Annotated in this window: 17 protein-coding genes; 3 read left to right on the top strand and 14 right to left on the bottom strand. The window is 64.2% G+C overall.

All coding sequences use genetic code 11. The features are described from left to right. Window positions 1-9: 9 nt before the first annotated feature. The 5 genes from EJ072_RS03960 to EJ072_RS03940 all read right to left on the bottom strand — a co-directional run bounded on the left by EJ072_RS03960 (window position 10) and on the right by EJ072_RS03940 (window position 5,818). A complete protein-coding gene (locus EJ072_RS03960) occupies window positions 10-1,674 on the bottom strand; it encodes an ABC transporter substrate-binding protein (RefSeq protein ID WP_126078653.1) in 1,665 nt (554 codons plus the stop codon). 240 nt (window positions 1,675-1,914) lie between these two features. Continuing rightward, window positions 1,915-3,099: a mandelate racemase/muconate lactonizing enzyme family protein gene (locus EJ072_RS03955; protein WP_126078652.1), complete on the bottom strand. Its 1,185-nt coding sequence runs from the start codon at window positions 3,097-3,099 to the stop codon at window positions 1,915-1,917. Between the two features lies 1 nt (window position 3,100). Beyond that, a complete protein-coding gene (locus EJ072_RS03950; protein WP_126078651.1) occupies window positions 3,101-4,204 on the bottom strand; it encodes a mandelate racemase/muconate lactonizing enzyme family protein in 1,104 nt (367 codons plus the stop codon). Window positions 4,205-4,219: 15 nt separating this feature from the next. Then, window positions 4,220-4,909 (bottom strand): GntR family transcriptional regulator, encoded by a 690-nt coding sequence (locus EJ072_RS03945; RefSeq protein ID WP_126078650.1) that lies wholly within the window; start codon window positions 4,907-4,909, stop codon window positions 4,220-4,222. Between the two features lie 117 nt (window positions 4,910-5,026). Continuing rightward, on the bottom strand, window positions 5,027-5,818 hold the full coding sequence (locus EJ072_RS03940) for a 2OG-Fe(II) oxygenase (RefSeq protein ID WP_245467176.1): 792 nt from the start codon (window positions 5,816-5,818) through the stop codon (window positions 5,027-5,029). Window positions 5,819-5,918: 100 nt separating this feature from the next. Between EJ072_RS03940 and EJ072_RS03935 the strand changes: the two genes are divergently transcribed. Continuing rightward, window positions 5,919-6,854: a LysR substrate-binding domain-containing protein gene (locus tag EJ072_RS03935; RefSeq protein ID WP_126078649.1), complete on the top strand. Its 936-nt coding sequence runs from the start codon at window positions 5,919-5,921 to the stop codon at window positions 6,852-6,854. Between the two features lie 72 nt (window positions 6,855-6,926). Here the strand turns inward: EJ072_RS03935 and EJ072_RS03930 are convergent, their stop codons facing one another. From EJ072_RS03930 to EJ072_RS03920, 3 genes are read right to left on the bottom strand one after another with little or no spacing between them, the layout of a single operon-like run. Beyond that, window positions 6,927-8,075 carry an efflux RND transporter periplasmic adaptor subunit gene (locus EJ072_RS03930; RefSeq protein ID WP_126078648.1) on the bottom strand — a complete coding sequence of 383 codons (1,149 nt, stop codon included), beginning with the start codon at window positions 8,073-8,075 and terminating at the stop codon, window positions 6,927-6,929. A 14-nt stretch (window positions 8,076-8,089) separates the two neighbouring features. Further along, window positions 8,090-11,287, bottom strand: a complete 3,198-nt coding sequence (locus tag EJ072_RS03925) for a multidrug efflux RND transporter permease subunit (RefSeq protein WP_126078647.1) — start codon at window positions 11,285-11,287, stop codon at window positions 8,090-8,092. Next, window positions 11,281-11,595 carry a hypothetical protein gene (locus EJ072_RS03920; protein ID WP_245467175.1) on the bottom strand — a complete coding sequence of 105 codons (315 nt, stop codon included), beginning with the start codon at window positions 11,593-11,595 and terminating at the stop codon, window positions 11,281-11,283. Before EJ072_RS03920 ends, EJ072_RS03925 begins: the two co-directional genes overlap by 7 nt. A gap of 172 nt (window positions 11,596-11,767) precedes the next feature. Here EJ072_RS03920 and EJ072_RS03915 point away from each other — a divergent pair, with 172 nt between their 5' ends. After that, window positions 11,768-12,349, top strand: a complete 582-nt coding sequence (locus EJ072_RS03915) for a TetR/AcrR family transcriptional regulator (RefSeq protein ID WP_126078646.1) — start codon at window positions 11,768-11,770, stop codon at window positions 12,347-12,349. 201 nt (window positions 12,350-12,550) lie between these two features. Here the strand turns inward: EJ072_RS03915 and EJ072_RS03910 are convergent, their stop codons facing one another. The 6 genes from EJ072_RS03910 to EJ072_RS03885 all read right to left on the bottom strand — a co-directional run bounded on the left by EJ072_RS03910 (window position 12,551) and on the right by EJ072_RS03885 (window position 19,314). Beyond that, window positions 12,551-13,531, bottom strand: coding sequence for an IS5 family transposase (locus tag EJ072_RS03910; RefSeq protein ID WP_189343210.1), 981 nt, complete (start codon window positions 13,529-13,531; stop codon window positions 12,551-12,553). A 428-nt stretch (window positions 13,532-13,959) separates the two neighbouring features. Then, window positions 13,960-14,982: a LacI family DNA-binding transcriptional regulator gene (locus tag EJ072_RS03905; RefSeq protein WP_126078644.1), complete on the bottom strand. Its 1,023-nt coding sequence runs from the start codon at window positions 14,980-14,982 to the stop codon at window positions 13,960-13,962. 59 nt (window positions 14,983-15,041) lie between these two features. After that, on the bottom strand, window positions 15,042-15,836 hold the full coding sequence (locus EJ072_RS03900) for an ATP-binding cassette domain-containing protein (RefSeq protein ID WP_126078643.1): 795 nt from the start codon (window positions 15,834-15,836) through the stop codon (window positions 15,042-15,044). 4 nt (window positions 15,837-15,840) lie between these two features. After that, entirely contained in the window at window positions 15,841-16,827 is a 987-nt protein-coding gene (locus EJ072_RS03895) for an ABC transporter permease (protein ID WP_126078642.1), read from the bottom strand. Between the two features lie 127 nt (window positions 16,828-16,954). Then, on the bottom strand, window positions 16,955-17,887 hold the full coding sequence (locus EJ072_RS03890; RefSeq protein WP_095818957.1) for a substrate-binding domain-containing protein: 933 nt from the start codon (window positions 17,885-17,887) through the stop codon (window positions 16,955-16,957). Window positions 17,888-18,156: 269 nt separating this feature from the next. Then, entirely contained in the window at window positions 18,157-19,314 is a 1,158-nt protein-coding gene (locus EJ072_RS03885) for a fumarylacetoacetate hydrolase family protein (RefSeq protein ID WP_126078641.1), read from the bottom strand. A gap of 193 nt (window positions 19,315-19,507) precedes the next feature. Here EJ072_RS03885 and EJ072_RS03880 point away from each other — a divergent pair, with 193 nt between their 5' ends. Next, window positions 19,508-20,791 (top strand): FAD-dependent oxidoreductase, encoded by a 1,284-nt coding sequence (locus tag EJ072_RS03880; protein ID WP_126078640.1) that lies wholly within the window; start codon window positions 19,508-19,510, stop codon window positions 20,789-20,791. Window positions 20,792-20,858: the final 67 nt, after the last annotated feature.

Raw genomic sequence — 20,858 nt, 5'->3', positions numbered from 1 at the left:
TCGCTCTCGTCAGGCCTTCGACGCCTTGTCGAGGAACAGCTGCGACATGGCGGTGGGCTGCACACCGGTCACGCCTTTCGCCGTCGCCGTCAGATAATCGTAGAAATAGCCGAAGACCACCGGCGTTTCCTCGAGCAGGAGTTTCTGGATCTTGCCGGCAGTGGCCTTCTGCGCCTCGAGGTCGAGGGCCGCGATATAGCTCGCCGCCATCTGGTCGTAGTCCTTGTTCTTGAAGTGGGCGGCATTCCAGGTGCCGTCGCTCTTCAAGGGGGCCGCCAGATAGACGTTGGGCACGCCGCGGTGGCCGTAGTCGGTGATGCCCATCGCCGAATCCAGCCAGTTCGACTTGCCGAACACGGCATCGCCGTAATAGGCGCCCTGGTCGAGGATGTTGAGCTCGAGCTCGATGCCGATTTCCTTGACCCAGTTCTGGATGAGCTGGGCGTATTCCGGGATTTCCAGATAGCGCTCGGTGGTGAGCGTCATTTTGAAGCCCTGGGCGAGTCCGGCCGCTTCCATCAGCTGCTTGGCCTGGGCGATGTCCTGCTTGCGCTGCGGCACGCTGGTGTCGGTCGAGGGGTAGACGGCGGCGAAGGGGCTGTCGTTGCCGAGTGCCGCGCGTCCCTTCATCAGGCCTGCGGCGAGCTTCTCGCGGTCCAGGCAGAGCGCGATGGCGCGGCGCACGCGCGCGTCCTTCGTCGGACCTTCGTCGCAATGCATATGCAGTTGTTGATGAGCCACCGACTTCAGGCTGATGATCTCAAAATTCGGATCGTTGAGGAGCGCAACGCCCGCCAGCACCGGCATCTGGTTGATGATGTCGATCTGGCCGCCCTGCAGCGCCAGGATCTGCGGCTGGATGTCGGTAAAGAAGGTGAACTCGGTGCGATCCGGCAGGGCCTTGTCGCCCCAGTAGTCGTCGTTGCGCACGAAGGACGCACCGACCTTGGGCGTGTATTTTTCCAGCTTGAACGGACCGGTGCCGTCGAAGCTCTTCTCGTAGTCGCCCTTGTAGCTCGCCGGGATGATGACGGCGTTGTAGTTGTCGGACGACACCATATAGGGGAAGTTGCCGTTCGGCGCATCGAGATGGAATTCGACCGTGTAGTCGTCGACCTTCTTGGTGTTGCCCTTCTGCAGGATGCCGCTGAACACCGACAGCGCGTTGGACGAGTTGGCCGGATCGGCGAGCCGGTCGATGCTGGCCACCACGTCTTCGGCCTTCATCTCGCCGCCCGAGTGGAACTTGACACCCTTGCGCAGCGTGAAGGTCCACACCGTGCCGTCGGCATTCGGCTTCCAGCTTTCCGCCAGCGCCGGCTTCAGCACCAGGTCCGGGCCGTCGACGCAAAGAAATTCTGCCACTTGCTGCATGACGAGCAGGCCGCCGGCGTCGGCGATGGTGACGGGATCGATCGCCGCGGCCGGCACGCTGCTGCCGACGCGAATGGTGCCGCCGGCAGCACCTGCGGCGCGAGCGAGCGAAGGCGTCGCGCCGAAGCCGGCGGCCATGCCGATGCGGCCGAGCAGCGGCAGCGACAGGCCGAGCAGGCTGCCGTGGCGGACGAATTCGCGGCGGCTGAGGCGGCCGTCGACAAGGCCGTCGATCAGATGGTTTTCGAGGGGCGTGCGGCCACGCCGCAGCAGATCGAGAATGCGATAGTTCTTGCTCATGGGTCTATGCCCTTTCCCCAGTTGTTGTGGTTGGCGAGTGCATTCCAACTGATGAGTTCCGTGGAGTTCTCCTGTCCCGGCACTCATCAGTATCGGTCGATATACAGTAGCATGCGGTTCCGACCGATCCATCCGCTGGTTGGGACGGAAAAGTCAGATTTTCTTGATGAATTGTCTGTCGGCCAGGCGACTTGTGGCCGCCTTTTTCCGGATAAGTCCTGCTAGCTTTTCGACATCCTCCTAATTCAGCGGCAGTCTGCGATAGGCCTCGGGCTTTTCCGGGTCGTGATATTTGTTGCAGGGGCCGTTCTCGACGAAATCGCGATGGCAGGCGGCGAGCCTTTCTTGCGACAGCGTGACCCCGAGGCCATGGCCTTCCGGCACCGGCACGGTGTTGTTCTTGGGCGCGAACGGGCCTTCTTCGATGATGTCCATCGGCTGCATGCGAAACAGCGACTGGTTGGGTTCCCTGATCCAGCCGAGCGCGGCGCACAGATGCAGGTAGCAGGCGCTGCCGATGCCAGTGTCGCCGCTGTAGCACCAGTAGTCGATGCCGGCATGCTCGCAGGCGCCAACGAAGCGCAGCATGCGGTTGATGCCGCCATGCGCCGTCGGGTTGCCGACGAAGGCATCCGGCACCTTCAGCTCCATCGCCCGCGCGACGTCGATGTTATGGGTCGAGAACGGGATCGAGGTGTGACGACGCAGCTCGCGCATCTCCTTGATGGTCGCGACCGGGTCCTCCCAGTTGCGTACGCCGAGCTCCTCCAGCGGCCGCGCCAACTGCCTGGCGGTCGCCAGCGAATAGGCCTGGTTGGAATCGATGCGGATCATCGCGCCGCCGCCAAGCTTCCTGCGGATCAGCTCGACCATCTTCATCGAAATTTTCGGATCATGCGTCGAGAACTTGCCCTCGAAGAAGGTCGTGCCGTGGCGCTCATAAAGTTCGACGCAATAGTCGGCGACTTCCTCCGGCGTCTTCTCGCCCTTGACACTGGCGCCATCACCGCGCAGCGAGAAATAGTCGGTGAAGGGGATGTCCTTGCGCACCGCGCCGCCGAGCAATTGGTAAAGCGGCTGCTTCCACGCCTTGCCGCGCAGGTCCCACAGCGCCATCTCGATGGCGCCGAAAGCCATGATGCGGGTGCGGTCGTTGGTCGACTGCACGCCGCTCCAGAATGGCAGGCAGACTTCCTCCGCGCCGGCGATGTCGAAGGCGTCACGGCCAACAAGCCTCGGCGCCAGCACGTCGTTGACAATGGCCGCCGCGCCCGGCGCCGGCGCCTCGCCGATGCCGACAAGCCCGTCCTCGGTCTCGACCTCGACGATGGTCGGCGAAAAGCCGTCGAGCTCGCCGAAGACCCAGACATAAGGGGCCTCCAGCCGGTAATTGATCGGGGTTGCCTTGACGCGCCTGATCTTCATGTCAGCCGATCTCGAAGAAGGGTTCGCCGAGCAGGCCCGGATCCACGTCGATGCCGAGGCCGGGGCCGTCGGGAATGCCCATATGGCTGCCGGTCACCGGTGGCGCGTTCCTTGCCGTGCGCACCGTGACCCATTCGTGGAAGGCGATGGCATGCAGCCGGCGCTCTGCCGGTGTCGACAGCGACAGATGCGCCACGGCGGCGGTGTCGATCTCGGCGCCGCCTGTGTCTTCCACGGTGATCATGAAGCCGAGGTCCACGGCGACGTCGCGGATCAGCCGTGTCTGTGTCACGCCGCCGAGCCGCGAGATCTTCAGCGTCAGCCCGTCGGCGGCACCTCGGCGGTGGATTTCCAGCATCTCGCCGAGGGACGTGACGGATTCGTCCAGCACCATTGGCTTGTCGAGCATGCGGCGCACCGACATGTTCTCATCCAGAGTGGTGCAGGGCTGCTCGAACGTGTAGTCGATGCCTCGCGTGGCGTCGGCGAACTGGCGCGCCTGGTAGGGCGTCCAGCCGGCATTGGCGTCGCAGAAGATCACCGTGCCCTTGGGCACCGCCGAGGCGACAGTCGTCACCCGCTCGATGTCGTCATGCACATTGCCGCCGACCTTGACCTGCAGACGGCGGCAGCCCTCGGAAAGGATCCGCTTGGCCAAAGCCGCCATCTGATCGAGCGTGCCGTGGGTGACGACCCGATAGGTCTCCGCCATATCGCTTTCGCGGCCGCCGAGCATGGTCACCAGCGGCATGTCGGCCGCGCGAGCGGCGAGATCCCAGCACGCCATGTCGAGCGCCGACTTGATGTAAGGGTGGCCCTTGAACACCGTGTCCATCAGCCGGCCGATGCCGGCAAATCCGCGCGGATCCTGGCCGATGAGATGCGGCGCGATTTCCGGCACGCCCGCGCGCGCTCCCGCCGGGAAGGCGGCCGAATAGAAATTGCCGAGCGGCGCCATCTCGCCCCAGCCGGTCACACCGCTGTCGGAGGTGATGGCGACGATCACCGCATCGAAACAGTCGGCGACGCGTCCCTTGGACATGCGGTAAGGCCCGTCCACGAAGGGCTGGACGACATGGTAGGCCTTGATGCTCTCGATCTTCACTTTGCTGTCCGTCTGTCAGTTCTTCGATGTGCGCTTTTCGAGGCCGCGCGCGTATGAAAGCAGCTCTTCGAAATCGAGATCGATATGCTCGCGCGCATGGCGCTGGGCGGCGCGCATGTCGGCGCCTTTGAGCAGCGCCACATAGGTTTCGTGCACATCCTCGGCCGGCACCGGTTCGTTGCGCGCCCGCTGATGCAGGGCGAAGTACATCTGCAGCCGGCTCGTCAGCCGCTGCCAGGTCTCGAGCAGCACCGAATTGTCGGCCCACTCGTAGATCAGCCCGTGCAGCTGCAGCGCCGTCTCGATCTGGCGCGTGGTGTCCACCGCCCGCGTCGCCTGCTTCACCGCCTCGTGGCGGCGGTCCAGCTCATCCAGGAAGCGTGGGTCGCGCTGCGGCCAGGCAAGCTCGATGGCGAATTCATCGAGCACCTTGTTGAGCGAATAGGCATCGATGATGTCCTTGGCCGTGACGTCGATGACGAAGGTTCCGGCATAGGGGATGCTGGTCAGGATGCCTTCCTGCACCAGCTCGCGCATCGCCTCGCGCAGCGGCGCGCGGCTCACCCGCATCTGTTCCGAAATCCTGAGCTCGTTGAGCTTCTGCCCCGGTTCCAGCTGTCCGGTCAGGATGGCGCGCCTGAGCAGGGCGACGATCTCCGCCCTGCGCGTCGTATCCGCGATCGGACCGAAATCCAGCTTTGCCATAGGTCGACCCCCGGGAGGAATTTCTGCAAGACAAGCAGATTGTCGACAATCTAACAAGAGCTTTTTGACCGAGATCGGCGAGTTGTGGAAACTGTTTCAAAATCGCTCTGGCGAGTCTCAAGCGGCACGGCCGTAGAAGCCGATCCGCTCCTCATCGGTGAACATCACGCCGGGACGTTCGTAGTAGGAGAACACCGCGATCATTCGCTCGCGATTGCCCTCGACCGTGGTGACGCGATGCGCGGTGTTCTTGCCGCGGAAGACGTTGAGCGTGCCGGCCTTGATGCGCAGGATTTTTGCTTCAGGGTCGCGCCCCTCGAGCAGCTTGGCGACCCCGTCATAATTCGGGTCGCAGTCCGAGCGCAGGTCGGTGCGGTACTCGAAGTCGCCGCCGCGCTCGGGCGCCTGCAGCAACAGCGTCGTGGTGAATTCCGAGCGGTCGAAATGCCAGTTGAGCGCTTCGCCCGCCCGGTAGCCCATGACGTTGGCCCGGGCCAGCGGATCCTGCATGACATGCAGTTTCGGCTTGTCCATCGTCGCCGCCAGGAACCGCACCAGCGGCTCGTATTCATAGATCGAAAGCACAGTGCTGCTGGCGATCTGGTCGGCGCAGACCGTATGGCTGATCGTCTCGACCTTGCGCAGCGCCGGATGGTCGGGCGCCAATTCCGGGATCGACGGCTTGAAATAGATGTTGTGCATGCGCCTGTGGACATGCGAGCGCGTGTCCATCACCGGCCGGATCTCGGCGACGGCCTTCTCGGCGATGCCGGGGCGCAGGAGCCCTTCCAGGTTGAACATGCCGTTGGCCGCAAGCGCGGCCTTGGACTCGTCGACCAGCCGTTGCCATTCAGGGCTGCCCTCGCGGTGCAGCGGATAGCGGTCCAGGTCGAGAATGGTTTCGATCATAGCGTCCTCCAAAATCTGAGGTCACTACACCGCAAGGAAATCTTTGCGGCAACGGGGAAAATTGTTAGGCTCTCCCAAGAAAATCTTTCGAGGATGGTGCGTGGAAAAGCTTCCGCCTTTGAATGCAATGCGGGCCTTCGAGGTCGCGGCCCGCGCCGGCTCCTTCACGCTTGCCGCCGGCGAGCTTGGCGTCTCCTCGGCCGCAGTCAGCCAGCAGATCCGCAACCTGGAAGACTGGTTCGGCAAGCAGCTCTTCGTGCGCAACGGCAACCGCATCGCGCTGACCGATGCCGGCCACGCCATCTATCCGCAGACGGCGCATGCGCTGGGCGAGATCGCGGCGGTCGGCCGGCGCATGCTGGAAGGCGGCTTGCGCACGCGTCTCGTGGTGAGCGTGCCCTTCTCGCTTGCCGAGCTTTGGCTGGCGCCGCGACTGGCGGTGCTGCTCGACGGCTTTCCGCAAATGGCTATCGATGTCCGCGTCGAGGACGATCCCGTCGATGTGGTGCGCCAGAACATCGACCTGCGTATCTCATATGGCGATTACCACTATCCGGCGCTGAAAATGGTCAGGCTCGTCCATGACGAGGTGCTGCCGGTCGCAGCCCCCGACTTCTGGCAGCGCTACGGGAACGGGTCGCCCACCCTCGCCGATGTGCATGAGAGCCATTTCATCCACACCAACTGGGGGCCGAACTACGCCTCGCATCCGAGCTGGGCGGATTGGTTCGCCGCCGCGGGCGGCAACCGCGCGCCCGACCCGTCGCATGGCCGCCGCGTCGGCCTGTCCAGCCTGGCGATCGGCGCCGCGCGGCTGGGGCTGGGGATAGCGCTCGGCCAACGGATCATGGCGAGCGCCGATCTCGAAGCAGGTCGGTTGATCGCGCTGTCTGCCGTCTCCGTCCGCCTCGGCCAGCCCTATTGCGCCTTCATGCTGCCGGCGAAGGCGGAACGCGCCGACATTGCCGGCCTGGTCGAATTGCTGGCGAGCAGTCCCGGCAGGCCCCGTACGGAACCGGCATCGGGAACCGACTGAACCCTCATAACAAAACGGCGCCCTCGACGTGGGAGTCGAGGGCACCGTCGGACCGGAAACTGATGGGGGTTATCAGCTGGCCGGTTTCGGTTGCGGCAAGGGAGAAACCGGCATTCCGGGTCCGATCTTCTGCAGATTGCCCGTGATCACCTGGTCGGTCTCGGAGATGCCGGAGGTCACGGAAATCAGGTCGCCGTCGGTCGGCCCAAGCGACACCAGCTTCTGATCGACGGTGTTGCCCTTGCCGATGACATAAAGGTACTTGCCGAGCTGGCTGGAACCCAGCGCCACCTGCGGCACCATCAGCGTGTTGGGCTGCTCCTTCACATGCAGCCGCACCCGCACATATTGCCCGGGCAGCAGCGTGAACTTGGCATTGCCGATCGTGGCGCGCGCCGTGATCGTGCCGGTCGAATGGTCGATCGTGTTGTCGATGAAGGTCAGCTCACCCTTCTGGCTGGGCTTGGTCTCGCCGGGCAACAGCACGTCGACGGCGATCGGACCGTTGGCCCTCGCCTGCTCGATCTGCACGAGATCGGTCTCGCTCGGGTTGAAGGTCACATAGATCGGGTCGAGCTGCACCAGCGTGTTGAGCACCGTGCCGGCGACGCTGACCAGCGTGCCGACCGAAGCCTGGTTGCGGCCGATCCGGCCCGAGAATGGCGCCTTGATCTCGGCATAGCCAAGGTTGAGCTCGGCTGTCCGCACCGCCGCCTGGTCGACGGCAAGGGCGGCCTGGGCCGTGCGCAGATTGCTGGTGCGCTGGTCGAAGCTGTCCTTGTCGAGATAGCCGGCCTTGGCGAGGTCGGTGCCGCGGCCGAGATTGGACTTTGCATATTCCAGCGTCGCGGTATCGCGCTGCACTTGCGCCTTCGCCTGGTCGAGCGCGGCCTGATAATCCTCCGGCGCGATCCGGTAGAGCAGGTCGCCCTGCTTGACGTCGCTGCCGTCGGCCGCGGTCTGCTCCTGCAGATAGCCCGGCACACGCGCCTGCAGCGTGATGCTGCGGATCGACTCCACCCGCGCGGCGTAGTCGAGATAGATCGGCAGCGTCTTCTTCACGACATTCACCACCGGCACCGGCATGACGAAGGCCGCCGGGGCGGGCGCCGCGCCCGCCGTGCCGCCGCCGAGATAGCCCGGATTCAGCAGGTGGACGCTTGCAACCGACACTGCGCCCACCGCGACGGCGGCGCCTAAAGCGATTTTCCATCTACGCATTTTGCTCTCCAATCCTATTCGGCCGCCTGGGCGAGCGGCTGAAGCGCCGGCTCGGCGGTCGGTTCAATTTCCTTTGGCTCAGGGGCGTCGTGGTGTCCCTCGGCTGGTTCCTTTTCGCCGCGCTCGCGCAGCTGTTCGATCACCGCGTAGAAGACAGGCACGAAGACCAGCGACAGGATGGTCGCCGCCACCATGCCGCCGAAGACGGTGGTGCCGATCGACTGCCTGCTGGCCGCGCCCGCGCCCGTCGCGAACATCAGCGGCAGCACGCCGAGGATGAAGGCGAAGGCGGTCATCAGGATCGGCCGCAGCCTCAGCCGCGCAGCCTCCATCGAGGCCTCGACGATAGTGAGGCCTTCCTCGCGCCGGCGTCTGGCGAACTCGACGATCAGGATCGCGTTCTTGGCCGCGAGGCCGATCAGCATGACGAAGCCGATCTGCGAGTAGACGTCGATCTGCATGCCGCGCAGCAAAAGCACCACGAAGGCGCCGAACAGAGCGAGCGGCACGGCGAGCAGCACCATGAAGGGCATCGCCCAGCTTTCATACTGCGCCGCCAGGATCAGGAAGACGAAGACGATCGCCAGCCCGAACACGACCGAGGCGATCGATCCGGCCTTGAGCTCCTGGAAGGTGATGCCGGTCCATTCGTAGCCGAAGTCGCGCGGCAGCACGTTCGCTGCCGCCCGCTCCATGGCCGCCACCGCCTGACCGGACGAGAAGCCGGGGGCAGCACCGCCATTGATCAGGGCCGAGGCATTGTTGTTGTAATGCGGCACGGTCTCGGGTCCGACGATCGGCACCAGCTTGCCCAGCGTGCTCAGCGGCACCATGCCGCCCGACGCGTTGCGCACATAGAGCCTGGAGATGTCGGTGGCGTCGGCGCGCGCGTCCTTGTCGGCCTGGATGGTCACGCGGAAGGTGCGGCCAAACAGGTTGAAGTCGTTGACGTAGAGCGAGCCGAGATAGATCTGCAGCGTGTTGAACACATCGGGCAGGTTGAGGCCGAGAAGCTTCGCCTTGCTGCGGTCAAGGTCGTAGTTGAACTGCGGCGTCGAGGTCGAGAAGGACGAGAACAGCTGCTGCGGATTGAGCTCGGGCTGCTTGCGCGCCTCCGCGATCAGCGCCTGCGTCACATCGTTCAGCGCAGCGCTGCCGCGTCCCGACAGATCCTCCACCTGGAACTCGAAGCCGCCGGTGGTGCCGAGGCCCGGGATCGACGGTGGATCGAAGGACAGCGCGAACGCATCCGGCATCTGCAAGAGCTTGCCGCGCACCTGTTCGACCAGTTTCGAGGCGCTCTGGTCAGGCCCGCGCTCATCCCAGGGCTTCAGGATGGCGAACTCCACCGCCGAGTTCGACTGCGCGGCGCTGGTGAGGAAGTTCAGACCGCTGATCGAGCCGACGATGTCGACGCCGGGCGTGTTCTGCAGGATGTCGCGCGCCTTCTGCGCCACCGCGTCGGTGCGTTCGAGCGAAGCGCCGTCCGGCAGCTGGATGACGACGAAGAAATAGCCCTGGTCCTCCACTGGGAGGAAGGTCGAGGGCAATTTCTGCCAGACGAAATAGGTGGCGACGAGGCCGGCCGCGAACAGGCCGAGCATCGCCCAGCGCAGCTTGATCAGGATGCGCACGCCGTGGGCATAGGCATGGGACAGCCAGTCGAAGCCGGCGTTGAACCAGCGGAACAGCACGAACTGGGTTTCGCCGCGATGGCGCAGGAAGGCGGCGCTCAGGGCAGGGGACAGCGTCAGCGAGTTGAAGGCTGAGATGCCGACCGAGATCGCGACGGTGAGCGCGAACTGGTTGTAGAGCCGGCCGGAGACGCCCGGGATGAAGGCGACGGGAATGAACACCGCCATCAGCACCGCCGTAGTGGCGATGATCGGTCCGGTCACTTCGGCCATCGCCGCGCGCGTCGCGGCAAGCGGCTTCAAGCCCGCTTCCAATTGTCGCTCGACATTCTCCACCACCACGATTGCGTCGTCGACGACAAGGCCGATCGCCAGCACCATGCCGAGCAGCGAGAGCATGTTGAGCGAGAAGCCCAGCATATACATGATCGCCAGCGTCGCGATCAGCGATACGGGGATGGCGATGGTCGGGATGATGGTGGTGCGCCAGCTCTGCAGGAAGATGAACACCACCGCCACGACCAGCACCAGCGCCTCGCCGAGCGTGATCAGCACGTCATGCATCGAGGCCGACACGAAGCGCGTCGTGTCGTAATGCATGGCGTAGTGGACGCCCTTCGGGAAGCGCTGCGACAGCTCCTGCATCTTGTCCTTGACCCGCTGCTGCAGGTCGAGCGCGTTGGAGCCGGGCATCTGGTAGACGGCCAAAACCACCGTCGGGTCCTTGCCGAAGAAGGCGGATGACGAATATTGCAGCGCGCCGAGCTCGATGCGGGCGACGTCCCGCAGCCGCACAAGCGAGCCGTTCTGGGAGTTGGCGCGCACGACGATGTCGCCGAATTCCTTCGGGTCGCTCAGGCGGCCGACGGCATTGACCTGCATTTCGAAGGCGGTGCCGGCCGGCGCCGGCGACTGGCCGATCTTGCCGGCCGCGACCTGCACGTTCTGCTCGGCGATGGCGTTCTGGACGTCGACGGCGGTGATACCGAGATTGGCGAGCTTGTCTGGGTCGAGCCAGACGCGCATCGAATAGCGGCGCTCGCCGAAGATCTGCACGTCGCCGACGCCCGGCAGGCGCTTCAGCGGATCGACCACCTGCAGATAGGCAAGGTTGCTCAGCGCCACGGGATCGACCGAGCCGTCCGGCGAGGTGAGGTCGACGATCAGCACGAAATTGGGGTTCTGCTTCTTGATCGTCACGCCGCCCTGGTTCACGATTGCCGGCAGGGAGGACGCCGCTTGGCTGACGCGATTCTGCACGTCGACGGCCGCCGTGCTCAGCGGATAGCCGACGTCGAAGGTGATGGTGATGGTGGACGAGCCGTCATTTGAGCTCGTCGACGACATGTAGGTCATGCCCTGCACGCCGTTGATCTGCTGCTCGAGCGGCGTGGTGACCGTATCGGCCACGACCTGCGCGCTGGCGCCCGGATAGTGGGCGCTGACCACGACCTGCGGCGGCGTGATGTCGGGGAACTGCGAGACCGGCAGCAGGAAATAGGCGATCGCGCCGGCGAGCACCATGATGATGGCGATCGCGGACGCGAAGATCGGGCGGTGGACGAAGAAGTTTACCATGATGCGCATGCCTCGACGAAGGGCTTTGCGAAATGACGCAGGCGCCGGGTCCGGCCGGAACCGGAATCCTGCAGGAAGGAAGGCAGGATTTCATCATCCGGCGCCTGTTTCGCCGCGCGCTGGCGCAGCATCCGTTCGAAGGCTTTGGGGTCGATTCCGTCCGCCTTCATCACCAGCCGGATCATCGGATCCCGGACGGCTTCGTCGATCGTCAGGTCTTTGCGCTTTTGCATAGGAGCGGCTCCTTGCTCGGTCCGCATCGATTGATCACGGACCGCTTTTCTCTTTTTCACCGGCCGAAGCCGCATGACAGGCTGCTTTTTCGTCCTATCTCACTCTGGCAGGCTATCGGAGGGCCTTGTCGTTTGACGGGGAGTGATATAGGTGTTACCAGTAAGTAACATCTAAAAGTTACAGACCGGTAACACCCTAGTCAAGAGGTGGCGACGGTTTTTTTGGAAACGACGAAAGGAGATCATCATGAGTGACGGCGTCGCGGAGCGTTCCCGTCCCCGGGATCGGATCCTGGAGACGGCGCAGGACATGTTCCACAAGCACGGCATCAAGGGCGTTGGCGTCGACGCCATCACCGAGGCTGCCGGCACCAACAAGATGACGCTTTACCGCCATTTCGAGTCCAAGGACGAGCTGGTCGTTGAATGCCTGCGCGCCACGGCGGCGAAGGCTTCAAGGATCTGGGACGAGTTCGAGGCCCAGCATCCCGGCGACAAGCTCGCCCAGTTGCATGCCTGGGTCCAGAAGGCTTCGGAACTGCTCAGCGCCGACAGCCGCGGCTGCGACATGGCCAATGCCGCCGTCGAGCTCACCGAGGCCGACCACCCGGCCAGGCGCGTCATCAAGGAACTGAAGGAAGCCCAGCGCGAGAAGCTGGTAGCGCTTTGCCGCGATGCCGGCATCGGCCAGGCCGAACTGCTTGCCGACACGCTGTCGCTGCTGCTCGAAGGCGCCCGCGTCTCGATGCAGAGCGTCGGCGCCGAAGGCCCGAGCGCGCAATTCGTGCGCATGGCCGAAAGCCTGATCGCTTCATTCCGGGCGCGCTGACTCGGGGCTTACGGACTCCCCCTCATCCGGCCGCTTCGCGGCCACCTTCTCCCCGAGGAGGGTTTTGCATGGGAGTCGATATTTAGCGCACGAGGCGGATGGGCGTTTTTTGAAAGGCGCTCTGGCCGCTTTGGCGGGTTATTTTGCCTCGCTCTTGGGGCCTCAGGCCGCCTTGGCAGTGGATTTTGGGCGGACTGCGCCTCATGCCGGCTTCCTCTTCGGGAAAAGGACTGCGGCCGCTCGCTGCAGATTGTAGCCGCAGCCGGCAAGCATGCACTGCGTCCTGTTGGTGGCAAGGTTGAAGAAGCGCAGTCGCCGCATGCCGTAGCGCTGTTTGAACACTGCAAACGGCCGCTCCACTGCCGCCCGCACCTTCGAGATCAGCCGGTTGCGCTGCTTCTGACGCGGCGTCAGCGGATGGTGCTTGTTGGCTCTGTGCATCAGCCGGTCCTTGATGCCGGCCTGCTTCAGCCGGGCATGGCGGGCATGGGTGTAGTAGGCTTGGTCGCCATAGGCCGCCTTCTCGTCCCCGATGATCAGGCCGTCGGCCGGCTCGGTATCGGTGACCGATACATCCGTGAAGTCCATGCGCCGGATCAGCGTATGAGCATCGTCGACGCCGTTGTGCACCTTATAGCCGAACACGGTCTTGTTGCCCTTGCGTCCCCAACGTGCCTCGCCATCAGCCGATGGCCGCGCCGTCGCCTCCTCACCCTTCTTCGGCTTCGCCGGCGGGCGCGCGGCGGCCTGCATGAAGGAGGCATCAATCAACGTGCCGCGCTTGACGATCAGCCCCTTCTGCTCAAGCTGCCGCGTGATCTCATAAAACACCCGGTCGATCAGCCCATCGCACTTCAGCTCCTCGCGGAAACGCCACAACGTCGAATGGTCCGGCGTGGGGTCCGACAGGCTGAAACCGGCAAAGCGGCGGAACGACAGCCGGTCGCGCAGTTGTGCCTCCAGCGAAGGATCGCTGAGATTGTTCCACACGCCAAGCAGCAGACAGCGCAGCAAGGCCTCGGCCGGATAGCTAATATTGCCCCGTCCTGGTCCGCTGCGCTGACCAAGAAGCGCCTTGATCGGCACCCAGTCGATCACTCGCGAGATCTGGTCAAGCTCCGTCACATCCGACCACACCAGCCCATCCGCAAGGCTCAGTTGTCCAAGCACGCGATCGACCATCCGAATCATCTCCCCTTCATGCCGGACATACGGAATCACCAACTCAGTTCCGTGCAAAGCCCTCCGAGGGGAGAAGAGATTGGGGTCGGCGCCGACCGTCTCCTCTCCCTTGGGGAGAGGTCGGATTGCCCCGAATTGCCCTTCGCAATTCGGATGGCAATCCGGGGGCTGGAGCGCCGCCTTATTGCGCACAAAGAAAAAGCCCGCTGCCGGGAGGAGGTGGCAGCGGGCTTGATTACGAATACGGCACGGGAGGAGGTGTACCGCACTCAGCGCCGGTGTCTGGGAGGAGGAAGACATCCGACAGGTTCATAAATACGAGTTGCCCAACGATTCGGCAATTGCGAAACGTGCATAGCTGCTGTGCAGAATTGCGGGATCAATTATCAGACAAATCCGAATAGGCACCCGCCGGCACCATTGCCGGCCTACTGCACCGGCACGTTTTCCTTGAAGATCAGCCGCGGCTCGATGAATTTCTTGGTCAGGTAGGGCGCCGAGGAGGCGATCGAGCCGAGCAGGCGGATCACCGACTGTTCGGCGATCAGCCGCGCATTCTGGTCGATGACGACATCGGCGAGGTCATCGACGAGATAGCGCCGTGTCTCCTTGGTCAGGTCGTGGCAGATGAAGACCGGCTTCCTGCGCGGCTTGGCTTCCAGCAACGCCCTGGCGACGCCGGAGCGTCCGCCGCCGACGCAGTAGATGCCGAGCAGATCCGGTTCGTCGTGCAGCGCCTTGATGGTGGCGCGGTAGCTGGCGTCTGGCTCGTCGTTGATCTCGACGGCGCTGGACACGGTGAGATTGGGGAACTCCTCGCTCAGCACCGAGCGGAAGCCCATCTCGCGCTCTTCATGGCCGCGATAGGAGCGCGAGCCGACCATCATCGCCAGATGCCCGGTGCGGCCGCCGAGGAAGCGCCCCATCAGCAGCGCCGCTGTGCGGCCCGCCACGCGGTTGTCGATGCCGACATAGGCCGAGCGGGGCGCCGCTGGCACGTCTGAGACCAGCGTGACCAGCCTGATTCCCGCCTCGACCAGCTCGCGCAAGATGTTGCGCGTGCGCGGGTGATCGACGGCGATGACGCCGACGCCATTGGCCTTGAGCGACAGATTCTCCACAGCGCTCTGCAGCGCGCTGGGCGAAATGCCGGCAAGATTGTGGATGCGGCACGACGCGACCAGGGGCAGGCGCGCCGCATAGTCCTCGATGTGATGGGCAAGATCGGCCATGAAGGCGTTGGACCCGATCGGCAGGAAGAATTCGAGATGCGCCGGCTTCGAGGGCAGCACGACCTGGTCGAGTGTCGGCAGATAGCCGAGCTGCTTGGCCGCTTCCATCACGCGCTGCCGGTTGGCGGCACTTGCGCCCGGACGGTTGTTCAGCACCCTGTCGACGGTCGCGGTCGACAGGCCGCAGCTCCTGGCGATGTCGGCTACGGTGGCTTTCATGGGTCCAGTCATAGGATGGGATGCGAGCCCCTGTCACGCCAAGTCAAAGTCTGCCGAAATCAGCCATGCGATTCCCGGCCGTCGGTGATCGCATCCCGGATTTCCTTGTCCGACATGCCGGTGATGACGCGCTCGACCTCGGCCACCGTCGTCTTCTTCGGATCGATGTCGTCGGCCACCACCTTGCCCCGGCGCATCACCACGATGCGGTCGACCACCTGGAAGACGTGGTGGATGTTATGCGCGATGAAGATGCAGGAATGACCGGAGTCGCGGGCGCTGCGCACGAAGCTCAAGACACCTTGCGTCTCGGCGACGCCGAGATTGTTGGTCGGCTCGTCGAGGATGATGAGATCACTGTCGAAATGCATGGCGCGCGCGATTGCGACCGCCTGCCGCTCGCCGCCCGACAGCGAGCCGATCGGCGTCGTCGGCGGGATGTTCTTGGTGATGCCGACTTGCCGCAGAAGGTCGCGCGCCACCGCGTTCATCGCCTCCTGGTCCATGCGGTTCAGGAAGCGCGGCGGCTTGATCGGCTCGCGGCCGAGGAACAGGTTGCGCGCGATCGACAGCTGCGTGACCAGCGCCGAGTCCTGGTAGATCGTCTCGATGCCCTCAGCGATTGCGTCGCTGGTGCTGCGGAAATTGACCTTCTTGCCGCGGACGAAGATGTCGCCGCTGGTCAGCGGCACGGCGCCCGACAGCACCTTGATCAATGTCGACTTGCCGGCGCCGTTGTCGCCGAGCAGGCCGACGATCTCCTTTTCGTTGACGTGGAAATTGGCGTCCACCAGCGCCTGCACGCGCCCGTAGGACTTGCGGATGTTTGCCATGCGGATCAGAGGCTCGGCCATCGTCTTAAGTCCCTGCCTGGTGCCGGCGTTCGAGCCACGAATGCAGCGCCATCATGCCGAGGATGATCGCGCCGATGAAGATGTTGTAGGCAAGCCCCGGCACCCCGATCAGCACGATGCCGTTGCGCATGACGCGCAGGATCAGGATGCCGAGCACCGTGCCGATGATGGTGCCGCGTCCCCCCGTCAGCGCCGTGCCGCCGATCACCACCATGGCGATAACCTCGAGCTCATAGCCGGTGCCGCTGTTGGGGTTGGCCGCGGAGGTGCGCAGCGACGAGATCACGCCGGCCAGCGAAGCCATCACCGCCGACAGGACGAACAGACCGACCTTGACGCGGTTGACGTTGACGCCGCGGGCGCGCGCCGCATTGGGATTGCCGCCGGCGGCCTGGATCCAGTTGCCGGTCCGGCTCTGCGTCAGCACATAGCCAAGGATGATCGCGGCGCCGATGAACCAGAAAAGCGAGGCGTAGATGCGGAACGGCCCGACATAGAAGTCGCCGACGAGGATATCGGCCAGCCAGCTGCCTTCGGCGCTCCAGGTCCGCTGCGGGAAGCCGTCGGTGACGAAGAGCGCCGTGCCGCGCACGACCAGCAGCATTCCGAGCGTGACCAGGAAGGACGGGATCTTGAGCTGGGTGACGAACCAGCCATTGACCAGCCCGATCAGCGCGGCAACGATTAGCGCGATCAGCAGGCCCACCTCCAGCGAGGTGACGCCGCTGTTGAACAGCGTCCACATCAGCACTGGCGAGAAGCCGAACAGCGAGCCGACGGAAAGGTCGAATTCACCCGATGTCATCAACAGCGTCATCGCCAGCGCGATCAGGCCGAGCTCGACGGTGAAGGCCAGGATGTTGGAGATGTTCTGCGGCGAGAGGAAGTCCGGATTGATGGCCCAGAACACGACCAACTCGACGACGAGCAGGACAAGGGGGCCGAATTCTGACCTGCCGATCAGGCGCTGGACGAAGGAATGATTTTCCACGAGATACCCGTGACATGATTGAAACTGGCCGGATTTCGCGCCGGGTATGGCGGCGGGCGCCGGCGGCGGTAGCATCCAGCGCCGCGCTTCAGGTGCAAAGCGCGGCGCTGGTCAATCGCGCGGGAACTTATTTGCCGGACAGGATCTTGTCGTAGACGCCGGCGGTGTCCTTCTCGTAGAGCGCGCCGGTGATGACATTGAAGCCCGGGGGGATGCCGCTGGCGGCCATGTTGGCGAGCGACAGCGCCACATAGCTGGTCGCCTGCGGGTCCTGCCACTGCGCGGCGTTGACATAGCCGTTCAGCACTTCCTGCGTGGTGTCGAGCGAATTGCCCCAGCCAACGACCGGGATCTCGCCCGCCTTGACGCCGACCTGGTCGAACACCCGCTTGATCGAGCCGGTGACGAGGTCGCCGAGGCCGATGATCGCCTTCACCTTGCCCTTGTGCGCGGTGAGATAGTCGGCCATGCGGCTGATCACTTCGGCCTGGTCGAGCGTGGCCTCGGTGATTTCATAGGTGATGCCGAGCGGCTCGAAGACGCTCTTGATGCCTTCCTCTTCCTGCACGCCATAGGTGGCGCCGGGAACCTCGACCGGCATCCAGACGAAGTCGCCTTTCTTCACAAGGCCCTTGTCGACCAGGTATTGCGCCCAGTGCTTGCCGAAGGTGACGTTGTCGCCGCCGACATAGGCGTTGAAGTTGGCTTTCGGGTCGGGTGTGTTGAAGTTGATGATCGGGATGTTGGCCGCGCGCGCTTCCTTGGCGAGCTCGATCAGGCTGCCCGGATCGGGGCTGGTGGTGACGATGCCGTCGGCCTTGGCCGAGATGGCGGCGCGGATCGCCTCCTGCTGCGAGGCAACGTCGCCATTGTGGAACGACGTGTTGACCTTATTGCCGGTGTCGCTTGCCCATTGCTTGGCGCCGGCCAGGAAATAGGTCCAGACCGGGTCGGCCGGGCCGCCATGTGAAATCCAGTAGAACGTCTTGGCCTCAGCCATCGCCGGAATGGCGATGAGCGCGATCAAGCCAAGCACGAGCAGTCTTAGCCGCGAAAGCATTCGATTTCCTCCCATGTTGAAACTCTCCTCCTGGATCGGCGCGACGCGGCCTTTGTCCACGTCTCCTGCCAGCGCCGACCGGAACGTCCAGAGCATTCCCTTTTTCAGACGATGGCAAGCCTCCATCGCCAATGGATGTTGGCACAGCTTCGCGCGCCATCAGCAATCCCATCAGATTGCATCAGTTCAGGCGCTATTTTCTCGGGCAGGCGTTGCCGTTAGCGCTCGCTCTCTGCGGCGGGGTTGGACAACGTCGCCTCGGTTGGGCGCTAGAGAAGATTGGCCTTCGCCAGGTCGCGCATCAGATGGCTGGCGCCATAAGTCCAATGCGGACAGTCCGGCGACAGGCGCACGCGGTTGGTGAGAGCGCCGAGCTTTTCCGACGAGATGGTGACGATATCGCCGACCTTGTGGGTGAAGCCCTTGCCCTTCTCGCCGCGATCCTTCGACGGCACGAACATGGTGCCGAGATAAAGCGCCAGCCCGTCCGGATACTGGTGATGCGGCCCCATCGCCGCCTTGACCAGTTCTTCCGGCGAACGGCTGATTTCGGCCATCGAGCTGGCGCCTTCCAGCGAGAAGCCGTCCTCGCCCTCGACGCTGAGTCGCACCGTGGCGCGCTTGACGTCGGCGATCGAGAAGGTCTCGTCGAACAGCCGGATGAACGGTCCGAGCGAGGCGGAAGCATTGTTGTCCTTGGCCTTGCCGAGCAGCAGCGCCGAGCGCCCCTCGACATCGCGCAGGTTGACGTCGTTGCCAAGCGTGGCGCCGACGATGCGACCCGAGCTGTCGGCTATCATGGCGATCTCCGGCTCGGGATTGTTCCAGGTGGAGACGGGGTGCAGGCCGACATCGGCGCCGAAGCCGACGGACGCCATCGGCTGGCATTTGGTGAAGATTTCGGCGTCCGGGCCGATACCCACCTCCAGATATTGCGACCAGGCCCCGCGCGAGATCAGCTTGGCCTTGATTTCCATCGCTTCCGGCGAACCGGGCTTGAGCTTCGACAAGTCATGGCCAATCAGGCTGGCGATGTCGGCGCGGATGGCGTCGGCCTTTTCCGCCGAGCCGCGCGCCTGCTCCTCGATGACGCGCTCGAGCAGGCTGACCACGAAGGTGACGCCGGAGGCTTTGATCGCCTGCAGATCGACGGGCGAAAGCAGGATGGGCTTCGCGGCGTCGCGCTTGGCCTCGAAGCTGTTTGCCGCGATGTCGGCGAGCACGCCGATCGCCTTACCCTTGGCTGAGCGCAGGTAGTCGGCGGGATCCTTCAACTCGCAAAGATCGCGCACCGTCGGCGCCGCGCTCGAGGTGATGTCGATCACTTCGCCGTCCCGTGCCGTCACCACCAGCGGATGAGAAGCGGCGCTGGTTCTGGCGCGGCCGACGAAAAGTCCTTCGGCAGGCAGGCGGGTCGGATCGGTCATGGCATCATTCCTCTCGATTGTCGCGCGGCACTTTCCCCGGATTTAGCGCAAACGTCTATCCCGTCGATGCCAAGGTTTATGGGCCATGGCTGTGCTGTCACATAGCCAGGATTTGTCTGGCCTATCGAGCGCTCTTTCAAATTCATGAAATTGACAATAGGATTTTCACGAAGTTTCAGCGCCGAGGTGATCTTTGCCCGCAGCCTTCTTCGATCCGGTCTGGCGGAAACCCCAAACGGCGCCGGCCTTCCGGTCCGAACTGTCATCCGGCGGCACGTTCGACGCGATCATTGTCGGCGGCGGCATCATGGGCCTGTCGACCGCGCTGCATGCGGCGCGGGCCGGCCTTTCCGTTCAGGTGCTGGATGCTGGTGCGATCGGGCAGGGCGCTTCCGGTCTCAATGGCGGCCAGGTCATTCCCGGCCTCAAATACGATCCGGAATGGCTGATTGAACATTTCGGCAAGGAGCGTGGTGAAGCCCTGGTCGCGTTCGCCGCCTCGACGGCCGATGCCGTGTTCGACGTGATCCGCGACGAGAAGCTGGCAGTGCCGTTTACGCGCAATGGCTGGATCCAGGCGGCGCACACCGAGACAGCGCTGAAGGCCGCCGCCAACCGCGACCGCCAATGGCGCTCGCGCGGCGCCGACGTCAAGCTGCTCGACCAGGCCGAGATCGCGGCGATGACCGGCGCCAGGGGCTATCTCGGCGGCTGGCTCGACCGCCGCGCTGGAATCATCGATCCGCTGTCCTATACGCTCGAACTGGCCCGCGTCGCTTCGGCCGCCGGCGCCGGCATCGCCGAGCAGCAGCGAGTGGTGAAGCTCGCCAAGGAGGCCGGCGTCTGGCGGGTCTCGACGCAAGGCGGCGCCGAGTTGCGGGGCAGATCGGTCGTACTTGCCATCAATGCCTATACGGATGGCCTGCTGCCCGGGCTTGCCCAGACCATCGTGCCGCTGCATTCCTTCCAGATCGCCACCGCGCCGCTACCGGCGGAGCTTGCCGCCGGCATCCTGCCTGGCGGGCAGGCCGTTTCCGATTCCCGTCGCATCCTGGTCTACTACCGCCGGAGTCCCGATGGCCGCATGGTGCTGGGCGGCCGCGGCCGCATGGCGCGGCCCTCAAGCGCCGCGGACTGGGCGCATCTCGAACGCGCGCTCACCCGCCTCTATCCGGCGCTTGCCGGCATCGCCATCGAGAAGCGCTGGTTCGGCCGAGTGGCGCTGACGCCGGATCACCTGCCGCATCTGCATGAACCGGAAAAGGGCCTGCTTGCCGTCGTCGGCTGCCAGGGCAGGGGCGTCGGCCTGATGAGCGCGCTCGGCAAGCGCATGGCGAACTACCTCGCCAGCGGCGATGCCAGGCAATTGCCCTTCCCGCTGTCGCCGATCCGGCCGATCCCGTTCCACGCCTTTCGGCAGATCGGCGTTGCCGCGGCAATTGCCTGGTATCGCATGCTCGATGCCTTTGAGCGCTGACGCCGAACGTGTGCAGCGCACAAGCGATTCAGCTTGACAGTTTCATGAATATGAAAAATCATTAGGC

Source organism: Mesorhizobium sp. M2A.F.Ca.ET.046.03.2.1, assembly GCF_003952425.1.
In the GTDB taxonomy this organism is placed as follows: Bacteria; Pseudomonadota; Alphaproteobacteria; order Rhizobiales; family Rhizobiaceae; genus Mesorhizobium.
The sequence above is the reverse complement of the archived record's forward strand: the minus strand, read 5'-3'. Positions and strand labels throughout refer to the sequence as shown.

Excerpts from the sequence above, each read along its gene's own strand:
- EJ072_RS03960 (WP_126078653.1), bottom strand. The coding sequence starts at position 1,674 with ATGAGCAAGAACTATCGCATTCTCGATCTGCTGCGGCGTGGCCGCACG.
- EJ072_RS03955 (WP_126078652.1), bottom strand. The coding sequence starts at position 3,099 with ATGAAGATCAGGCGCGTCAAGGCAACCCCGATCAATTACCGGCTGGAG.
- EJ072_RS03945 (WP_126078650.1), bottom strand. The coding sequence starts at position 4,909 with ATGGCAAAGCTGGATTTCGGTCCGATCGCGGATACGACGCGCAGGGCG.
- EJ072_RS03940 (WP_245467176.1), bottom strand. The coding sequence starts at position 5,818 with ATGATCGAAACCATTCTCGACCTGGACCGCTATCCGCTGCACCGCGAG.
- EJ072_RS03930 (WP_126078648.1), bottom strand. The coding sequence starts at position 8,075 with ATGCGTAGATGGAAAATCGCTTTAGGCGCCGCCGTCGCGGTGGGCGCA.
- EJ072_RS03925 (WP_126078647.1), bottom strand. The coding sequence starts at position 11,287 with ATGGTAAACTTCTTCGTCCACCGCCCGATCTTCGCGTCCGCGATCGCC.
- EJ072_RS03920 (WP_245467175.1), bottom strand. The coding sequence starts at position 11,595 with ATGCGGCTTCGGCCGGTGAAAAAGAGAAAAGCGGTCCGTGATCAATCG.
- EJ072_RS03915 (WP_126078646.1), top strand. The coding sequence starts at position 11,768 with ATGAGTGACGGCGTCGCGGAGCGTTCCCGTCCCCGGGATCGGATCCTG.
- EJ072_RS03910 (WP_189343210.1), bottom strand. The coding sequence starts at position 13,531 with ATGGTCGATCGCGTGCTTGGACAACTGAGCCTTGCGGATGGGCTGGTG.
- EJ072_RS03905 (WP_126078644.1), bottom strand. The coding sequence starts at position 14,982 with ATGAAAGCCACCGTAGCCGACATCGCCAGGAGCTGCGGCCTGTCGACC.
- EJ072_RS03900 (WP_126078643.1), bottom strand. The coding sequence starts at position 15,836 with ATGGCCGAGCCTCTGATCCGCATGGCAAACATCCGCAAGTCCTACGGG.
- EJ072_RS03890 (WP_095818957.1), bottom strand. The coding sequence starts at position 17,887 with ATGCTTTCGCGGCTAAGACTGCTCGTGCTTGGCTTGATCGCGCTCATC.
- EJ072_RS03885 (WP_126078641.1), bottom strand. The coding sequence starts at position 19,314 with ATGACCGATCCGACCCGCCTGCCTGCCGAAGGACTTTTCGTCGGCCGC.